This window comes from Cryobacterium adonitolivorans (assembly GCF_004402695.1).
Taxonomy (GTDB): domain Bacteria; phylum Actinomycetota; class Actinomycetes; order Actinomycetales; family Microbacteriaceae; genus Cryobacterium; species Cryobacterium adonitolivorans.
Genome location: NZ_SOFL01000005.1, coordinates 1 through 17,286, shown reverse-complemented (window position 1 = coordinate 17,286; position 17,286 = coordinate 1). Strand labels below are relative to the sequence as shown.

The following is a 17,286-nucleotide window of genomic DNA, read 5'->3' as shown; positions in this document are numbered from 1 at the left end:
TTACGCCGCCCGGCCGGGGCGCCCATTCCGGACGGGTAGCGTAACTGCATGGCAGATCGCGAGTACGGCTTCACGACCAGGGCAATCCACGCCGGGAACATCCCCGACGCTGTGACTGGAGCACGGGCCCTGCCCATCTACCAGACCAGCGCGTTCGTGTTCGACGACACCGCGGATGCCGCGGCCCGCTTCGCCCTGCAGAAGTACGGCAACGTCTACTCACGGCTGTCGAACCCCACCGTGGCCGCGTTCGAGGAGCGCATCGCCAGCCTCGAGGGCGGCCTGGGCGCCGTCGCCACGGCATCGGGCCTTGCCGCCCAGTACATCACCTTCGCCAGCCTCGCTGGCGCTGGCGACCACATCGTCTCCAGCGCCAACCTCTACGGCGGCTCGATCACCCAGCTCGACGTCACCCTGCGCCGGTTCGGCGTGGAGACCACCTTCGTGCAGTCCGCCGACCCTGCCGACTACGCTGCCGCGATCACGGACAAGACCAAGCTGATCTTCGCCGAGACCGTGGCCAACCCGTCCGGTGAGGTCGCCGACATCGAGGGCCTCGCCGCCGTGGCGCACGCCGCCGGCATCCCGCTGATCATCGACTCGACCATTGCCACGCCGTACCTCTGCCGGCCCATCGAGTGGGGTGCCGACATCGTCATCCACTCCGCCACCAAGTTCCTCGGCGGCCACGGCACCACCCTCGGTGGTGTGGTCGTCGAGAGCGGCCGGTTCAACTGGCACAGCGCCAAGTTCCCGCTCTTCACCGAGCCGGTGTCCAGCTACGGCGGCCTGGAGTGGTCGGGCAACTTCGGCGAGTACGCCTTCCTCACCCGGCTCCGCGCCGAGCAGCTGCGTGACATCGGCCCCGTCCTCGCCCCGCACTCTGCCTTCCTGCTCGCCCAGGGTGTCGAGACGCTGCCCTACCGGCTGCAGGCGCACGTGGACAACGCCCGCATCGTGGCCGAGTGGCTGGACGCAGACCCGCGCGTCGACTTCGTCAACTGGGCCGGCCTGCCCAGCCACCCGCACTACGAGCGCGGCCTCAAGTACCTGCCCAAGGGCCCGGGCTCGGTGTTCAGCTTCGGTGTCAAGGGCGGCCGCGACGCCGGCCGCACCTTCATCGAATCCGTCGACCTGGCCAGCCACCTGGCCAATATCGGCGACGCCAAGACCCTCGTCATCCACCCGGCCTCCACCACCCACGCCCAGCTCAGCGAGCAGCAGCTCGCCGACGCCGGCGTGCTGGCCGGCCTGGTGCGCATCAGCGTGGGCATTGAGGATGTCGACGACATCATCTACGATCTCGACCAGGCACTCAGCCAGGCCGCCGCCACGGGAGGAACCCAGTGAGCGCAGTGACCACGGACACCGCCACCGCCACCGAACAGGTGCAGCTGACCAATGGGCTCAGCTGCAACGTTCCCGCCGACTCCCCGTTGGCCAGGCTGCTGCGCACCCAGCGCACCTGGGAGGGCCCGGACGCCAAGGCGCGCCTGGGCATCCTGCGCCGCGCGAAGTCGATCGCGATCGTGGGTGCCTCCCCGAACCCGGCCAGGTCCAGCTACTTCGTGGGTACCTACATGCAGCAGTCAAGCGACTACCGGGTCTACTTCGTCAACCCCCGCGCCGACACCATCCTGGGCCAGAAGGCCTACCCCGACCTGGCGTCGCTCCCCGAGGTGCCCGACATCGTCGACGTCTTCCGCAAGGCGTCCGACATCCCGCAGGTCATCGACGACGCCATCGCGATGGGCGCGCCGACTGTGTGGGTGCAGCTGGGCATCTGGAACCAGGAGGCCGCCGAGTACGGCGAGTCGAAGGGTCTCACCATCGTGATGGACCGCTGCATCAAGATCGAGCACGCCCGCTTCCACGGCGGCCTGCACCTGCTCGGCTTCGACACCGGGCAGATCACGGCGCGCAAGACCATTCGCTGACCGTCCCGCCGGCTCCGGCTTACGACCGCCGCATCGCCCGGATGCCGACCCACAGCCCGATCACGGCCGTCGCGGTGGCGGCGACGAACCCGCCCACCACCGCGGGCGTGGCCAGCTGGCCGGCGAACAGGTCACGTTCGGCCTGCACCACATAACTGAGCGGGTTGACCGCTGCGGCCGTCTTCATCCAGCCTCACCGGCACTGGTCCAGCCGCAAACTCGCCGACAGGCTGGGCGTGACCGACCTGCTGCTCACCGACGACGAGGGCGTCGCCATCGCCGTGGGCCTGCGCTCCCAGGCCGCCGCAGGCCTGCGCGGCTCCGAACACACCACTCTGAGAGCCCTGGCCAAGCTCGAGCAGGTGCTGCCGCCGGCGCTCCGGGGCAGGGGCCCACGGTGGATGCCGACCTTCTGGCCCAGCTGGCTCTGAGCTGCCGGGACAGCGAACGGATCCGATTCGGCTACACGGCCGCGTCCGGCCGGCAATCCTCCCGTAGCGCCGAGCCGCACATACTGGTGCCCCAAGGGCGCCGGTGGTACCTGGTGGCCTGGGACCTCGCCCGCACCTACTGGCGCACCTTCAGGCTCGACCGCATCCAGGCATTGCAGCAGACCCGGGTGATGTTCCCACCCCGCGACCTGACGCCCGCGGCCCAGACAGCGTGGCCGATCACGAGCGACCACCTGGCCGGCCTCGCCACGGACCTGCTCTGGATTCCCGATACTGTGCCGTACACCGTGGAGGCCTCGGCGGAGGTTCTCGGGTTCCTGCGCGACCAGGCGGACCGGGTTCGCGCCGCCCTGGGCTGACCGCCAGCGTACGATGGAGCGTGTGACTGCGTACGTATCGGCTCTCGACCTCTTCTCCATCGGAATCGGTCCATCCAGTTCCCACACGGTCGGCCCGATGCGGGCCGCCCTGGCCTTCGCGCGACACCTCGCCGACACCGGGCGGCTGCCCGAGGTGCGCCGAATCCGCTGCTCGTTGTTCGGCTCGCTCGGGTCCACCGGTCTCGGCCACGGCACCCCCGACGCGATCCTGGCGGGACTGGCCGGCTTCACTCCCGAGGCCTGTGACCCCGCCGAGGTGCGCAACCGCTGGGTCGACCTCGCCGACGAGGCCACCCTGCTGCTGAACGGCAGCCACTCGGTGGCCGTGCAGAAGAGCGATGTGGTCTTCGAACCGCGCACCCGGCTGCCCGGGCACCCCAACGCGATGACGCTCTCGGCCTGGAGCGACGACCCGGGCGCCCCTGCCCTGCTCGAGGAGACCTACTACTCCATCGGCGGCGGCTTCATCCGCCGCGACGGCGACCCGATCCGGCCCGCAGCCACGGTGGCCCAGCCGATGCCGTACGCCTCCAGCGCCGCCCTGCTGGCGCTCTGCGACAGCAACGGCATCGGCATCAGCGACGTCGCCCGCGCCAACGAGGAGGCCATCCACGGCACCGACAGGCTGGACGCCGGGCTGGACGCGATCTGGGCGACCATGCACGCCTGCGTCGAGGCCGGCCTGGACGCGTCCGGCACCCTGCCCGGCGGCCTCGGCGTCAAACGCCGCGCCTCCGCGATCCGTATGCAGCTCGAGGAATACGACGGTATGCACCAGCGCGAGCGGGACACCTCGACCGAGTGGCTGCACGCATTCGCCCTCGCGGTGAACGAGGAGAACGCCTCCGGCGGCCGCGTCGTCACGGCCCCCACCAACGGCGCCGCGGGCATCATCCCCGCCGTCGCGCACTACTACCTGCGCTTCGTCCCCGGCGCGAACACGGCCGGCATCCGCCGGTTCCTGCTCACCGCGGTGGCGATCGGCTCCCTGGTCAAGGCGAACGCCTCGATCTCCGGCGCCGAAGGCGGCTGCCAGGCCGAGGTCGGCTCGGCCTGCGCCATGGCCGCTGGGGCGCTCTGCGCGGTGCTCGGCGGAACCCCGCGCCAGGTGGAGAACGCCGCGGAGATTGCGATGGAGCACCACCTCGGCCTCACCTGCGACCCCGTCGGCGGGCTCGTTCAGGTGCCCTGCATCGAACGCAACGCCATCGCCGCGTCGACGGCCGTGTCGGCGGCGCGCCTGGCGCTGCACGGCGACGGCACCCACCTGGTGTCGCTCGACACCGTCATCGAGACGATGCGGCAGACCGGCCTGGACATGATGACCAAGTACAAGGAGACCAGCGAAGGCGGCCTCGCGGTCAACGTCATCGAGTGCTGAGCGCGCTCCTGCTCGTCGGGTCAGCGGCCTCCTCCGCCACCGCCGCCTGGGGATCCCCCCCGACGAGCTGCTGCCGCCGGCCCCCGACCACGATGACCCCGAACCCGAACTCCGGGGTCGGGGTTGTGGCCAAGTTTCCCGTGCCGACCCGAAGCCGTCCCAGCGGCGGCCTGGGGCCACGGCGTGCTGCCCCCCGTTTTAGGCACAGCACGTCGGCAGTGCCGGGAGAATCCCTGACCTAAACTATCTTCTCGGGGGTACACCATCAACGTTCTCAACCATTCACCGCAGTCGGCCGCTTCGCTCACACGTGCTCAGCGCCCACCTGCTCCGCACCGCGCCGCCCGCGCCCGGCCGACCCCGCGGGGCGTCATGCTGTCGGCAATGCTGGTCGGTGGCCTGGCGCTGGCCGGCTGTGCTGCCGCGCCGGCGCCGACGGTGACGGCGACGGTTGTGGTCACCCAGACGCCGACACCGACACCCACGCCGACCCCCACACCGACACCGACCCCCACACCGCCGCCGGTGGCCGAGGCGCCCGCCCCAGACCCCATTGCGAACCCCGAGGTGCCGGCCGAGCCCATTCCGGAGGGCCCCGCCGTCGACCTCGGCGCGATTCCGGGCGCCCAGGCAGCGCCGGTTTACGACGGCGCCGGCAGCCCGATCAGCTACACCGTGATCGAGGGCGACTCGTTCTTCGACATCGCCCAGCGCTTCGACCTGCCGATGCAGCAACTCCTGCGCATGAACCCGAAGGTCTCGGGGCTCGGCGAGGACATCTACCTCCGACAGGTTATCAACCTTGACTGGACCAAGACGGGCTGATCACCCGGCCCGGCCCGGTCCGGCCCGGTCCGGCGCGGCGCGGTCCGGCGCGGGTCAGCTCACGGAGGCGTGGATGCGTTCGATCAGCTCGATGGTGTGCGCCGATTCGACCGCGTTCACCGGCAACGGGGCTCCGCGCAGCAACGCGTTCGCCAGGCCCTCGTAGAAGGCCGTGTAACGGCCGCGCTGGGTCGGAACGACCTGGCTGGCGCCGTCAGCGCCGAGCCGGCCCCAGGTGGCTTCGGGTTCGAGTCCGAAGTCCGCGTCGCTGGGCAGGTTGCCGGCCTGGATGGCGGCCTCCTGGCCGTCCACTCCCCACTTGGTGTAGCCGGCGGCCGAGCCGAGCACCCTGAACCGCGGGCCGGCCTGTGCGGCGAACGAGCTCACCCACAGGTGCGAGCGCACCCCGGAGCCGTGGTGCAGCGACACGAACGAGTCGTCGTCGGCGGCGCCGCCGGGGCGGCGGGTGGACAGTTCGGCGGTGAAGTCATCGACGGGGCCGAACAGCAGCACGGCCTGGTCGATCAGGTGCGCGCCGAGATCGTAGAGCACGCCGCCGCCCGCGGCAGGGGTCGCCCCGGCCTTCCAACTGCGCGGGGTTCCGGGCTTGAAGAACTCGAACCTCGACTCGAACCTGTAGACGTCGCCGAGGGCGCCATCGGCCAGGAGGGCCTGCAGGGTGAGGAAGTCGCCGTCCCAGCGGCGGTTCTGGAACACCGTGAGCGGCAGCCCCAGGCTCTCGGCCCGGTTCAGCAGCGCCCAGCCCTGCTCGGAATCCACCGCGAACGGCTTGTCGATGACGACGGCAAGGCCCGCATCGAGGGCGGCGTTGGCCAGTGCAACGTGGGTGTCCGGCGGGGTGCCGATCACGACAAGGTCGAGGTCGGCCGCCCGGGCGAACAGAGCCTCGGCGGTGGGCACGATCCGCACGCCGGGGTAGCTCTCGGTCGCCCTGGCGCCGCGCTCCGGGTCGCCGGTCACGATCGCCTCGAGCGAGAAGTCGGGGTTGGCCGCGAGGAACGGCGCGTGGAAGACGCGGCCGGAGAGCCCGAAGCCGATGACGGCGGCGCGGATGGGCCCGGTCAGCGCGGCCACAGCCGGCCGCCCAGCCGGCTGTGCATCCCGCTGCGGGTCCGGCTGTGCGCCGTGCTGCGGGCCGGGGCCGGGCCGCGGGCCCGGCCTGGGTGCCGGCTTCGGCGTGTTGATCGGGGATTCCGGCTGAGTGTTTGAAGATGCCATGGCCCGAGGTTACGCCGGTTCGCTGTGCCCGCCGCCCACAACTGTTCCCCGTCCGGACAATTGTGCCCCGCACACCGGCCGTAAAAGTCCGATTCGGGAACAGTTGGGTCCGGCGACGCGCGCGGGATGGGAGGCGGGCGGTGGCGGCTAGAGCGGCGGCGTCACGTGGTCGAAGATGACGCTGGTGCGGGTGGCCGCCACGACAGGGTCGGCCGAGAGGTTGTCGACCACGAAACGGCGCAGCCCGGCGGTGTCCCGCACGGCCACGTGCACGAGGAAGTCCTCGTTGCCGCCCACGAAGAAGAACTGCACCACCTCGGGCAGGTCACGGATGCGGGTGGCGAACGGGGTGATCTGCGACCGGGCGCCCGAGTGGATGTTGATGCTGATCATGGCCTGCACGCCAAGCCCCAGCGCGGCCGGGTCGACGTCCACCGTGAACCGGCGGATAACCCCGCGGTTCACCAGCGAACGCACCCGTTCGAGGCAGGTGGATGCGGCGATACCCACCGATGCCGCCAGGGCGGCGTTGGACAGGCGTGCGTTGGAGCGCAGCAGCCCGAGCAGGCCCCAGTCCACGGTGTCGAGGGAATCCGTGGGGACGGCCAGTCGCTTCTTCGGTGCATCCATGCGAATTCCTCGTCTCGGCGGCTAGAGCCGGTTGATCCCGGTCACCTGCAGCACGGCGAAGCCGGCCTCGTCGCTCTCGGCGAGGTCGATAGTGGCGCTGATACCCCAGTCGTGGTCGCCGGCCGGGTCGTCGAAAATCTGCCTGGCGGTCCAGACCGTGGCGCCCTCGTCGAGGATGAGCAACCCGGCGCCGCGGGCGTTCGCCCCGGCCAGCAACTCGTCGTGTTCGGCGTAGTAGCCGTCCATGGCGTCGGCCCAGGCATCCGCCCCGAAGCCGCTGTCGCGGTCGAGGTCGCCGAGGGCGTCGTAATTCTCCAGCGCGGCCAGCTGCACCCGTCGGAACAGCTCGTTGCGCACCAGGATCCGGAACGCCCGGGTGTTGGTGGTGAGCCGGTGCGGCGCGGGTGGCACCACGGCGTTCGCGGTGCTTTCGTGCGCGGCCAGGTCGGGGTGGATGAGTTCCTCCCACTCGTCGAGCAGGCTGGAGTCCACCTGCCGCACGAGCTCGCCGAGCCACTCGATCAGGTCGAGCAGGTCTTCGGTCTTGGCCTCGTCAGGGATGGTCTGCCGGGCGGCCCGGTAGGCATCCGAGAGGTAGCGCAGCACCACTCCCTCGCTGCGGGCGAGCTTGTAGTAGGCCACGAACTCGCCGAACGACATGGCCCGTTCGTACATGTCGCGCACCACGGTCTTGGGTCGCAGCGGGAAGTCGGCGATCCAGGGCTGGGACTGCTTGTAGGTCTCGAACGCGTAGCTGAGCAGCTCGTCGAGCGGCTTGGGCCAGGTGATCTCCTCGAGCAGCTCCATCCGCTGGTCGTATTCGATGCCCTCGCTCTTCATGGCGTTCACGGCCTCGCCGCGGGCCGCGAACTGCTGGCCCATCAGCACCGGACGCGGGTCGTCGAGGGTCGATTCGAGCACCGAGATCATGTCGAGGGCGTAGGTGGGCGCCTCGATGTCTAGCAGGTCGAACGCGGCCAGCGCAAAGGGCGACAGCGGCTGGTTGAGCGCGAAGTTCGCCTGCAGATCGACGGTCAGGCGGATGTCCACCCGGTCGTTGAGCTCGTCGAAATGTTGCTCCACGATCCCGGCCGCGCGCAGGGTCTTGTAGATGCCCAGGGCCCGTCGGGCGTGGGCGAGCTGGCGTTTCCACGGTTCGTGGTTGTCGAACACCAGCGAGTACACGTTCGCGAACGCGTCACCGCCGCGGGCGATCACGTTGATCAGCATGGCGCTGGTCATCTGCATGCTCGAGGTGAGGGTCTCCGGCTCGGCGTCCACAAGGCGCCGGAACGACGGCTCGCCCCAGGAGACGAAGCCCTCGGGGGCACGCTTGCGGATGATCTTGCGCTTCTTCTTGGGGTCGTCGCCGGCCTTCTGAATGGCCTTGAGGTTCTCGGTCTCGTGGTCGGGCGCCTGGATCATCACGGTGCCGGCGGTGTCGAAACCGGCCCGGCCGGCCCGGCCGGCGATCTGGTGGAATTCACGGGCGTTGAGCTGGCGCATCTTGACGCCGTCGTACTTGGTCAGCGCGGTGAAGAGCACGCTGCGAATGGGCACGTTGATGCCGACGCCGAGGGTGTCGGTGCCGCAGATCACCCGGAGCAGGCCCCGCTGGGCGAGCTGCTCCACCAGGCGGCGGTACTTGGGCAGCATGCCGGCGTGGTGCACACCGATGCCCATCCGGATGAGCCTGGAGAGCGTCTTGCCGAAGCTGGTGGTGAACCTGAACTCACCGATGAGCTCGGCGATGGCCTCCTTCTGCTCCTTGGTGACGACCTTCACGCTGGAGAGCGCCTGGGCCCGTTCGAGGGCGGCGGCCTGGGCGAAGTGCACGATGTAGACGGGCGCCTGACCGGTCTTGAGCAGGTCCTCCACGGTCTCGTGCACCGGGGTGGTCTCGTAGAAGTAATGCAGCGGAACCGGACGCTCCACGCCAGTGACGACGGCGGTGTCGCGGTTGGTGCGGCGGGACAGGTCGGCGGCGATGTCGGTGACGTCGCCGAGGGTGGCCGACATCAGGATGAACTGCACCCGCGGCAGCAGCAACAACGGCACCTGCCAGGCCCAGCCGCGGTCGGGGTCGGAGTAGAAGTGGAACTCGTCCATCACGACCTGGTCGACCGGGGTGTCCTCGCCGTTGCGCAGGGCCAGGTTGGCGAGGATCTCGGCGGTGCAGCAGATGATCGGGGCGTCGGAGTTGACCGACGAGTCGCCGGTCATCATGCCCACGTTCTCGGCGCCGAAGATCTCGACCAGGGCGAAGAACTTCTCGCTCACAAGCGCCTTGATCGGGGCGGTGTAGAAGCTGCGCTTGCCGGCCGAGAGGGCGGCGAAGTGCGCACCGACGGCCACCAGGGACTTGCCAGTGCCGGTGGGGGTGGAGAGGATCAGGTGCGCCCCCGACACGATCTCGATGACCGCTTCCTCCTGCGCCGGGTACAGCCGCAGGCCCGCATCCGACGCCCAGGATTCGAATGCCTCGAAAAGCTGGTCGGGGTCGGTGACGTGCGGGAGGGCGGTGAGGGTTGCCATGATCCCCCAATCCTCCCCTATCCGACTCCGCTATCCGACCGTCGGCGTCCTCCACCGCATCAGCCAGGCCAGCAGGTAGCTGCGGCTGTTGCCGTCGTCGATCCGTTCCTCCGGCAGCTTCTCGGCCACAGTCAGGGCGGCGGATGCGGCCTCCGGGCCGCGCAGACCGGCGTACATCAGCAGGTAGTCGCCGAACATCACGTCGTAGTTGTCATTCGACAGGGCGTCGGCGAGGTTCGCCGTCACCCGGTCGGGGTCGCCGCCGAGGTACCCGGCGACGGGGCTCATCGGCAGCACCAGGATGCCCAGCATGGCGCTGGGCTCGGCGCTGAACCAGGTGGCGTAGTCGCGTTTGCCGCCCCAGACCAGCGAGGTGACGGTGTGGTCGAATCCCCGGTAGACCGGCTCGTCCAGGTCGAAGTCTGTCCAGTAGGCGCGGGAGGACGCCGCCTCGCTGGAGAGCATCCACTCGGCCGCGGCGGTGAGGTTCGCCTGGTCGCTGACGGCGGCCCAGAGGGCCAACCCGTTCCAGGCGGTCACGGCCTCCGAACTGGACTCCTGGTTGTTGCCGTCGCCGAACGGCGAGGTGCCGCTGGCCCAGGAGTGGCCGGCGTAGGCGTCGAACACCCGCCGGGCGGGAAAGAGGTCGCTGCCTCCGCTGGAGGCGAGATCGGCGGCGAGCAGGTTCAGCACAGGCGCCCAGCGTTGAACAGCCTCGGGGTTGTCGGCGGCGACCACCGCCGCGGCATAGAAGAAGTAGCCGTAGTGGAAGTGGTGGTCGTTGAACTCCTCAGAGCCGAACGAGGTGGCCAGGCCCACGATCCCCTTCGCGTCCGGGTCGTAGACGAAGCACCGTTCGGTACGCAGGGCACAGCCGTCGGGGTCCGTCCAGTCGTCGAGGGCGGTGCTGAGCCGTTCGGTGAGCGTGGCCACCGAATCGTCGGCGCCCACCTGCCTGGCCACCTCGAGCAGGTTGGCGGCCCGGTAGAGGGACTTGCCGCCGAAGTAGGTGTCGGCCGCGAAGGTCTTGGTGGCCGCCACATCCGCGCGCACCTGGTCGGCCAGACGTGCGCGGTCCTCGTCGCCGAGGGACGAAAGGTCCAGGGCACCGCTGGGTGCGACTGCGGGCACCGACCAGCTCAGCTTCGAGCCCCGGCACACTGCCAGCACACCGTAGATGCTCGGGTATTCGCCTGCGTCGCAGTCAGATTCAGCGGCACGTCCCGCGGTTTGGTGGGGCATTGCGGCGATCAGGGTGTCGCCGCCATCGCTGGTGACGTAGTGGATGGTCGTGGTGGCGGTATCGGTGCCCGCCTGGTACTCGACGCGGGTGCCGGTGACCGGGTGGCCCGCTGCCGCCACGAAGGTATCGAGCGCGCCGTCGGGTGGCAGGGCGAACCAGGTCGCGGACTCGCCCGCCGCGAGGGTCAGGTCGGTACCGGCCGAGAGCGTGCCGCCGCTGACCAGGCCGTAGGTGTCACCTGCCACGTCGACGGTCCAGGCGCCGCCGTCGGCCCCGGTGGCCTCGGTGAAGGCCGTCGGCATGGCCAGGTCGACGTCCTCCGTGGCCGTGAACGAGACGAACGGCGACCCTTCGGCGATCACCGTCCGGCCGACCTGAGCGCCATCGAGAAACTGCCCGATGGTGACGGATGCCTCGTCGTAGGCCGTCACCTTCTGCTCCATGGCAGTGTCGTCGGGGCCGACCTGCACGCCGATCTGCCCGGCGAAACCGCCCCGGATCACGGCGGGGTCGGTCGACACCTCCGGCAGTCCGAAGGAGAAGCCGGTGTCGGTGAGTTGGAAGGTCAGCGGCAGCGGGAACACCGGCATCGATTCCTCGCCGAAGACCAGGCCGGAGAACCACCGGCTGGTCGGCGGGATCAGCCCGTCGGCGAGGCGCGCCGCCGGGAGTGGCTTCACGCTCCGCTGGGGAACGGCGTCGACGAGCGGCGTCACCTCCGCGCTGGGGAAGATGTCCGCGCCGGGGCTCGCCGCCGCGGTGCCGGCGGCGCGCGGGGCATCCGCCGGGGTGCACGCTGCGAGAGCGGCGACGATCACGAGCGCGGCGGCCACGGCGACGGTGCTTCTCGTTCTCCGCACGCTCACAGGCCGATCGTTCGCAGAAAGCCGAACAGGCCGTCGCTGGCGCCGGCGAGGAGGCCGTCGTCGCGCAACGCGATCGTCGCCGTCACCGGAGTGCCGGGAGCGATGAGCCCGTTGGCGGCGCCGTCGACGAGGTCCGGGCTCACGACCTTCGCCGTGGTCTCGGCCTGGCCGTCGGCCGTCTGCACGTCCAGGGTGTCCATGGTGCCGGCCACCCGGGTCTGGTTGGGCAGCACGATGTCGACGGCGGCGCCGGGTTCGATCCGCGCGTAATCGCCGCTGGTGAGCACGAAGTCGGCCGACACGAACAGGGATCCGGTCTGGTCGATGACGGCGAGCACCTGGCCGGCCTGCACGAAGGACCCGCGCTCGGTGGTGATGTCGGTGAGGGTGCCATCGACGGAGGCGGTCAGGGTCAGCACGCCGTCGTCGCCGACCGAGTAGGCCACACTGTCGACCGTGACCAGCCCTTCGGCAAGGTCGGCTTGCAGGGTGGGGCTTTGCAGGGTGAACAGCGGCTGGCCGGCGCGCACGAGGTCGCCGTCGTCGACGAGCCGATCCAGCACGGTTCCGCCATAGTCGGAGCCCACCGGATACTCCGCCGCCTGGATCGAGGCGGAGGCGCTCATCACCTGGGCCTGTCGCTGGTTGAACACGAGCGTGAGGACCGCGACGATGCCGACGACGGCGACGAGGCCGAAGAAGAGCTTGAACCGATTGGCCCAGGTCATCAGGACACCATCTTCCGGGTCAGGGCGCGGGCGCGACGTGCGCCGTGCGCCTCAAGCAGCGCCGTGCCGACGAAAGTGCCGAGGATCACCGTATTGGTCACATTCCATGCCGTGGCCAGGGTGAGGGTGCCGATCGATTGGTCACGCCACACCGCCACCACCGACGTGAGCAGGAGGAACACGAAGAACAGTACCTGCGGAATCATGAAGTTGAACGGCGATCTCACCCGGGATCGATCGCCCGTGGCGCTCCAGTGCTGTTCCTTGCCAACCAGGACGTTGATCAGCGCTGCCACGTAGATGGGGAACGATGCCGTGGCCAGCATCAGGGTCTCCCAGCGGAATGATCCCATCGTGTAGAACGCCAGGAGCACCTGCATCAGGTAGAAGCCCGCGTAGTACAGCAGCCAGGTCACCACCGTCGTGGAGAGGTTCATCGGTTGCAGGTCGAGGTAGATCTCCAGCGGCGGCACCAACAACAGCAACAGCGGCGCGATCCCGGTGAGGTAGAAGGATGCCGTCACCAGGTACTGCAGACGCTGGTCGAAGGTGAGGCGGCGGCGAGGGCTGAGCGGGTTGCTGTGCAGAAGGATCTCGAAGCCTCCCGTGGCCCAGCGGAGCTGCTGCTTGGTGTACGCCTCCACGGTGTCCGGCGCGTGCCCGGTTGCCAGCACGGTGGGGATGTAGATGGTCTTCCAGCCCCGCTCGTGCAGCTTGAGCGACGTCCAGACGTCTTCGGACTTGGAGTCGGTGTACATGCCGCCGATGTCGTTGATGGCATCTCGACGGAAGATCACGTTGGTGCCCACGCAGAACGCAGCGTTGAACCGGTTGCGGCCGGGCTGGATGAACCTGTAGAAGACGGCCTGCATGTAGCCGGCGCCGCGGGAGATGACATTGTGCAGGTTGCTGTAGGCCTGTGGGGTTTGCACGAAGGCGACCTTGTCATCGATGAAGAACGGCACGGTCTCGATGAGGAACTCCGGCTTGGGCACGAAGTCCGCGTCGAAGATCACGAAGTACTCCGCGGTGCTCACTGTGAGCGCGTGATTGACGTTGCCCGCTTTGGCGCCGTTCGAACTCAGCCGGCGCAGGTAGCGCACGCCCAGCTCGGCGGCCACATCACGGACCTCATCCGAGCGGCCGTCGTCCAGCACCCAGGTGAGGTGCTCGCCGTGCATCGCGCGCACCGCAGTCACGGTCGTTCGGATCACGTCGAGGTCCTCGCCATACGTCGTGACGAACACGTCGATGGTGGCCGGGTGCTCACCCAGACGCAGGGGCCACCGTTCGGGCGCGTCCCCCAGACCATCCCTGGCGACGGATCGACTGTGGACCAGGGTCGCCTGGGCCTGGTGCACGTTGAACTCCCGCGGGTCGCTCGACCCGGACAAGATCGTCCACATCGACAGTAGCGCCTGGAAGATCAAGATCGACTCGGCCACGATGACCAGCGAATACGGCAACCAGTCGCCGCGGCTGGCCGGATCGAGCAGGAAGTGGGCGTAGGCCAGGATGCCGACTGTGGCGATCAGCACCAGCATCACGAGCGACGGCGAGTGGGCGTGACCCGTTGGCGCGGGCCGGCCCCGTCCGGCGTCGATCGGCATTTTGTGGGCGGGAATTCGATGCATGGCCTCGGGCGGCACCACAGAATCCACACTGGACTCGGCGGTGCTGGGAACGCCAGGGCTGGGATGAAGGGTGGTCATCCGTCTCTCTTTCCGTGCCGGATTCGGGTCCGGGGTTCGCGAACGGGATCTCGGGCGAGGTTCGCGGAGAAGCTGATTCGAACTGCTGGGCGATAGAGCCGGAGCGCACACGACAAACCGACCGCCAGTGGGTGCTGGCGGGAGGGAAGTGGGCTTCGGCGTCCGTGGTGTCGCGGGATCCATCGGGATCGGGGTCCTGCGAAGATCTTGGAGCGGATGGAGCGTCGAGGTGCCAAGGGACGGCGTAGACGGCGAACGGGGAGGTCGGGTTCGACCGTTCGTCGTGGCGGGTAGGTCTCACCGTAGAACGCACAGCCATGATCCACCTAGCGGTTCCCGCAACGTTCTCGTGTTCGTAACACCGCCGTAACCCTGACTCCCGCCCGACTCACGGAGGCGCCCGACTCACTCACGTAAGGCTTTCGTAAGGCCGGTCCAGTACTTTTGCCCGCACATCTCCCAGCGCGCGAACCTATGCTGAGGCCATGTCTAGCCCGTTGCCTCCCTCGTCGGCCGGTGTTTCCGCGGCAGCGCTCGGCCGGGGAACGACCTGGCTGGCTGCGCTCGCCGGCCTGGCGGCCGTGCTCGCCGGTTTCGGCCTCGCCGAACTTGCCGCCGGGCTCATCGCGCCAGGTGCCAGCCCGGTGCTGGTGGTCGGTGCGCTCCTGATCGACCTGGCACCGGCCTGGGTCAAGGAGCTGGTGATCTCGCTGTTCGGCACCGGCGACAAGGTCGCGCTGCTCGTCTTCATTGCCCTGGTCGCGGCGGTCCTGGCGGCGCTGGCCGGCATCCTCGAATACCGTCGGCCGCCATTCGGCCGGTTCGTGATCGTGGCCGCAGGCCTGGTCGCGCTCGCCGCCGCGCTCACCCGCGCCGGGGCGTCCCCGTTCGACGCCGTGCCGCCGGTGCTGGCGATGGTGGTGGCGGCCCTGGTACTCACGATGCTCACCAACAGGCTGCGCGCCGGCAGGGCACCCGCGGCAGCGGCATCCGTCACGCCGGCAGCAGCAGCGCGGGCCGCGTTGGACCGGCGCCGGTTTCTCGCCTACACGGGCGTCAGCGCCGGTGTCGGCGTACTCGCGGCGATCGGCGGCCAGCTGCTCACTGCAGGCAGCCGGGCAGCGGATGCCGCCAGGGCGCTGTTCACCCTGCCACCCGCGGCCGTGCCGGGCGCGCCCGTCCCCGCCGGGGCATCGTTCGAGATCGACGGCCTCACGCCGATCATCACCCCCAACGCCGAGTTCTACCGCATCGACACCGCCCTCTCGGTGCCGCGCATCGACCCGTCGGCCTGGACCCTGAAGATCACCGGACTGGTCGAGAACGAGGTGGAGATCGATTTCGCCGAGCTGCTGGCCCTGCCGCTTGAGGAGAGCACCACCACGCTGGCCTGCGTGTCGAACTACGTGGGCGGCGACCTGATCGGCAACGCCGTCTGGCTGGGCTACCCGATCCGCGAACTGCTCGCACGCGCCAGGCCGCTCGCCGAGGCCGACATGGTGCTGTCCCGCAGCCAGGACGGTTGGACCGCCAGCACCCCGCTCGAGGCCCTCACCGACGACCGCAACTCGATCCTCGCGGTGGGCATGAACGGCGACCCGCTGCCGCTCGAGCACGGCTACCCGGTGCGGATGGTGGTGCCGGGCCTGTACGGATACGTGTCGGCGACGAAATGGGTCACCGAACTGGTGGTCACCAGGTTCGGCCAGGAGACGGCCTATTGGTCCACTCGCGGCTGGTCGGAGAAGGGACCGGTGAAGTTGTCCTCCCGCGTGGACGTGCCCCGCGAGAACGCGACCGTCGCCGCCGGAACCGTGACGGTGGCCGGCGTCGCGTGGAGCCAGCACGTGGGTATCTCGGCCGTCGACGTGCAGGTGGACGGCGGCAACTGGAACGCCGCGACCCTGGCCGACGCGATCTCCGTCGACACCTGGCGGCAGTGGCGCTGGGACTGGCCGGCCACCGGCGGCTCACACACCCTTCGGGTGCGGGCCACGGACGCCAACGGCCTGGTGCAGACCAGCAAGCTCGCCGATGTGGCACCTGATGGCGCCACCGGCTTGCACGAGATCAGCGTGTCGGTCTCCTGAGAGTGGCTGAGCCGGTGCCTGCGCTGAGCACGAGGGCCATCGCCCACTTCGGCGGGCTGCTGCGTCGGCAGCGCCGCGACCTCGAGCTGGAGCTGGGCCGGCAGGGTGACACCCTGAACGCCGTGCGCGCGGCACGCAGCGGCGGCGATGCCGACGACGAGCACGACCCGGAGGGCCCGACCCTCTCCGACGAGTGGTCGCTCCGGGCGGGGGTGCACGCCGAACTGGCCGCGTCCCTGGCCGCCATCGACGCCGCCCTGCTGCGCATCGACGACGGCAGCTACGGCCGGTGCCTGCGCCGGGGCGAACCGATCGGCCGCGAGCGGCTCGAGGCCCGCCCGGCGGCGAAACTCTGCATCCACTGCGCCCGCGAAGGGTAGATGGATAAAGCGGTTCCCGCTGTCTCTGAGGGACCCAGAATTTGCTGTCCACACTCCACGACTGGCACGGTGCCCCTCCTCCACAGGCCGGTCTTTTACGACCTTTCCACAGCTGGTTTGTGGGGCCTTTGAGTGTCGGTGGTGGGTGGTTCACTGTCCCTATGGCCACCTCAGCTGCCACACCCGGAGACACCCCCGATGACGCCGCGGACCCCGCGGCTGCCGAGATATCGAATGCCGCCGCCGAACCAGCCTCCGACCCGGCGGTTGACCCGATAGCGGCCGCGATCAGCGCCGTCATCAACCCGCTGATCGAGAACGAGAAGACCATCGCGGCTGGTTACGCCGAGCGCACCCGCCTGCTCGCGCAGCTGGACCGGCTCGGCCATGAGCCGCGCATTATCGCGGCCCTGGGCGGTGACCCTGTCGAGTCCGGCCGGAACGATCCCGACACCGGCGCGCACGGCCCGGCCTGGGACGACGAAGAACTCTCCCGCCGGTGCATGGCCGCCGAAGCCGCCGGTGCACTGCGTCTGACAGCCACCACGGCGGGCNGCACTGCGTCTGACAGCCACCACGGCGGGCATCATGATCTTCAACGCCGCCCGGTTCACCCGCCAGCTCCCCGCCTTCCACGCGGCGCTCAGCCGCGGCAGCATCACCTGGGGCCACGCGTTGAAGATGCTTGATCTCACCGAGGGCGTTCCCGAGGTAATCCTGCCCGCGTTCGAAGCGAAGGTGCTGCCCGCCGCGGAGAAGCTCACCTCCACCCAGTTCGTCCGAGTCGCCGGCCGGATCCTCGAGCGGATGCACCCGGTTCCGCTGCAGGAGCGCGCCGACGCCGGCTTCGCCAAGCGCCGACTGGTGGTGCGGCCCGACGTCGACGGC

Annotated in this window: 15 protein-coding genes and 1 pseudogene; 9 read left to right on the top strand and 7 right to left on the bottom strand. The window is 69.5% G+C overall.

The window, feature by feature from the left end:
• The first annotated feature begins 48 nt into the window (after nucleotides 1-48).
• Together E3O42_RS01850 and E3O42_RS01845 are read left to right on the top strand one after the other, a co-directional pair.
• Nucleotides 49-1,350: an O-acetylhomoserine aminocarboxypropyltransferase/cysteine synthase family protein gene (locus tag E3O42_RS01850; protein ID WP_134452242.1), complete on the top strand. Its 1,302-nt coding sequence runs from the start codon at nucleotides 49-51 to the stop codon at nucleotides 1,348-1,350.
• Nucleotides 1,347-1,937 (top strand): CoA-binding protein, encoded by a 591-nt coding sequence (locus E3O42_RS01845; RefSeq protein ID WP_241984568.1) that lies wholly within the window; start codon nucleotides 1,347-1,349, stop codon nucleotides 1,935-1,937. Before E3O42_RS01850 ends, E3O42_RS01845 begins: the two co-directional genes overlap by 4 nt.
• Nucleotides 1,938-1,956: 19 nt before the next feature.
• Here E3O42_RS01845 and E3O42_RS17875 read toward each other — a convergent pair whose 3' ends face one another.
• Nucleotides 1,957-2,124 (bottom strand): hypothetical protein, encoded by a 168-nt coding sequence (locus tag E3O42_RS17875; RefSeq protein ID WP_166787868.1) that lies wholly within the window; start codon nucleotides 2,122-2,124, stop codon nucleotides 1,957-1,959.
• Between E3O42_RS17875 and E3O42_RS18260 the strand changes: the two genes are divergently transcribed.
• The 4 genes from E3O42_RS18260 (at nucleotide 2,102) to E3O42_RS01830 (ending at nucleotide 4,975) form a co-directional block, all read left to right on the top strand.
• Nucleotides 2,102-2,368: a hypothetical protein gene (locus tag E3O42_RS18260; protein ID WP_198414038.1), complete on the top strand. Its 267-nt coding sequence runs from the start codon at nucleotides 2,102-2,104 to the stop codon at nucleotides 2,366-2,368. The two genes, E3O42_RS17875 and E3O42_RS18260, sit on opposite strands and share 23 nt — an antisense overlap.
• Complete coding sequence (locus E3O42_RS18255; protein WP_198414037.1) at nucleotides 2,335-2,748, top strand: helix-turn-helix transcriptional regulator; 414 nt, start codon at nucleotides 2,335-2,337, stop codon at nucleotides 2,746-2,748. Before E3O42_RS18260 ends, E3O42_RS18255 begins: the two co-directional genes overlap by 34 nt.
• Before the next feature lie 22 nt (nucleotides 2,749-2,770).
• Nucleotides 2,771-4,150 (top strand): L-serine ammonia-lyase, encoded by a 1,380-nt coding sequence (locus E3O42_RS01835; protein WP_134452241.1) that lies wholly within the window; start codon nucleotides 2,771-2,773, stop codon nucleotides 4,148-4,150.
• A 384-nt stretch (nucleotides 4,151-4,534) separates the two neighbouring features.
• The gene (locus tag E3O42_RS01830) at nucleotides 4,535-4,975 is read left to right on the top strand and encodes a LysM peptidoglycan-binding domain-containing protein (RefSeq protein WP_134452240.1); all 441 of its coding nucleotides are present in this window, start codon (nucleotides 4,535-4,537) and stop codon (nucleotides 4,973-4,975) included.
• Between the two features lie 54 nt (nucleotides 4,976-5,029).
• On the opposite strand, the gene E3O42_RS01825 is transcribed toward E3O42_RS01830, so the two are convergent.
• From E3O42_RS01825 to E3O42_RS01800, 6 genes are all read right to left on the bottom strand, one after another.
• Nucleotides 5,030-6,214, bottom strand: coding sequence for a Gfo/Idh/MocA family protein (locus E3O42_RS01825; protein ID WP_134452239.1), 1,185 nt, complete (start codon nucleotides 6,212-6,214; stop codon nucleotides 5,030-5,032).
• 147 nt (nucleotides 6,215-6,361) lie between these two features.
• Nucleotides 6,362-6,844, bottom strand: a complete 483-nt coding sequence (locus E3O42_RS01820; RefSeq protein WP_134452238.1) for an Lrp/AsnC family transcriptional regulator — start codon at nucleotides 6,842-6,844, stop codon at nucleotides 6,362-6,364.
• Between the two features lie 21 nt (nucleotides 6,845-6,865).
• Complete coding sequence (locus E3O42_RS01815) at nucleotides 6,866-9,379, bottom strand: DEAD/DEAH box helicase (protein WP_134452237.1); 2,514 nt, start codon at nucleotides 9,377-9,379, stop codon at nucleotides 6,866-6,868.
• A 30-nt stretch (nucleotides 9,380-9,409) separates the two neighbouring features.
• The gene (locus E3O42_RS01810; protein WP_134452236.1) at nucleotides 9,410-11,488 is read right to left on the bottom strand and encodes a glycosyl hydrolase; all 2,079 of its coding nucleotides are present in this window, start codon (nucleotides 11,486-11,488) and stop codon (nucleotides 9,410-9,412) included.
• Nucleotides 11,485-12,216 carry an efflux RND transporter periplasmic adaptor subunit gene (locus tag E3O42_RS01805; RefSeq protein WP_134452235.1) on the bottom strand — a complete coding sequence of 244 codons (732 nt, stop codon included), beginning with the start codon at nucleotides 12,214-12,216 and terminating at the stop codon, nucleotides 11,485-11,487. The genes E3O42_RS01810 and E3O42_RS01805 overlap by 4 nt, the downstream gene beginning before the upstream one ends.
• Nucleotides 12,216-13,928, bottom strand: a complete 1,713-nt coding sequence (locus E3O42_RS01800; RefSeq protein WP_241984567.1) for a glycosyltransferase family 2 protein — start codon at nucleotides 13,926-13,928, stop codon at nucleotides 12,216-12,218. Before E3O42_RS01800 ends, E3O42_RS01805 begins: the two co-directional genes overlap by 1 nt.
• A 485-nt stretch (nucleotides 13,929-14,413) precedes the next feature.
• Between E3O42_RS01800 and E3O42_RS01795 the strand changes: the two genes are divergently transcribed.
• From E3O42_RS01795 to E3O42_RS01780, 3 genes and pseudogenes are all read left to right on the top strand, one after another.
• Nucleotides 14,414-16,018, top strand: coding sequence for a molybdopterin-dependent oxidoreductase (locus E3O42_RS01795; protein WP_134452234.1), 1,605 nt, complete (start codon nucleotides 14,414-14,416; stop codon nucleotides 16,016-16,018).
• Between the two features lie 14 nt (nucleotides 16,019-16,032).
• A complete protein-coding gene (locus tag E3O42_RS01790; RefSeq protein ID WP_241984566.1) occupies nucleotides 16,033-16,398 on the top strand; it encodes a TraR/DksA family transcriptional regulator in 366 nt (121 codons plus the stop codon).
• 588 nt (nucleotides 16,399-16,986) lie between these two features.
• Nucleotides 16,987-17,286: pseudogene (locus E3O42_RS01780) on the top strand (hypothetical protein); the annotation flags it as partial.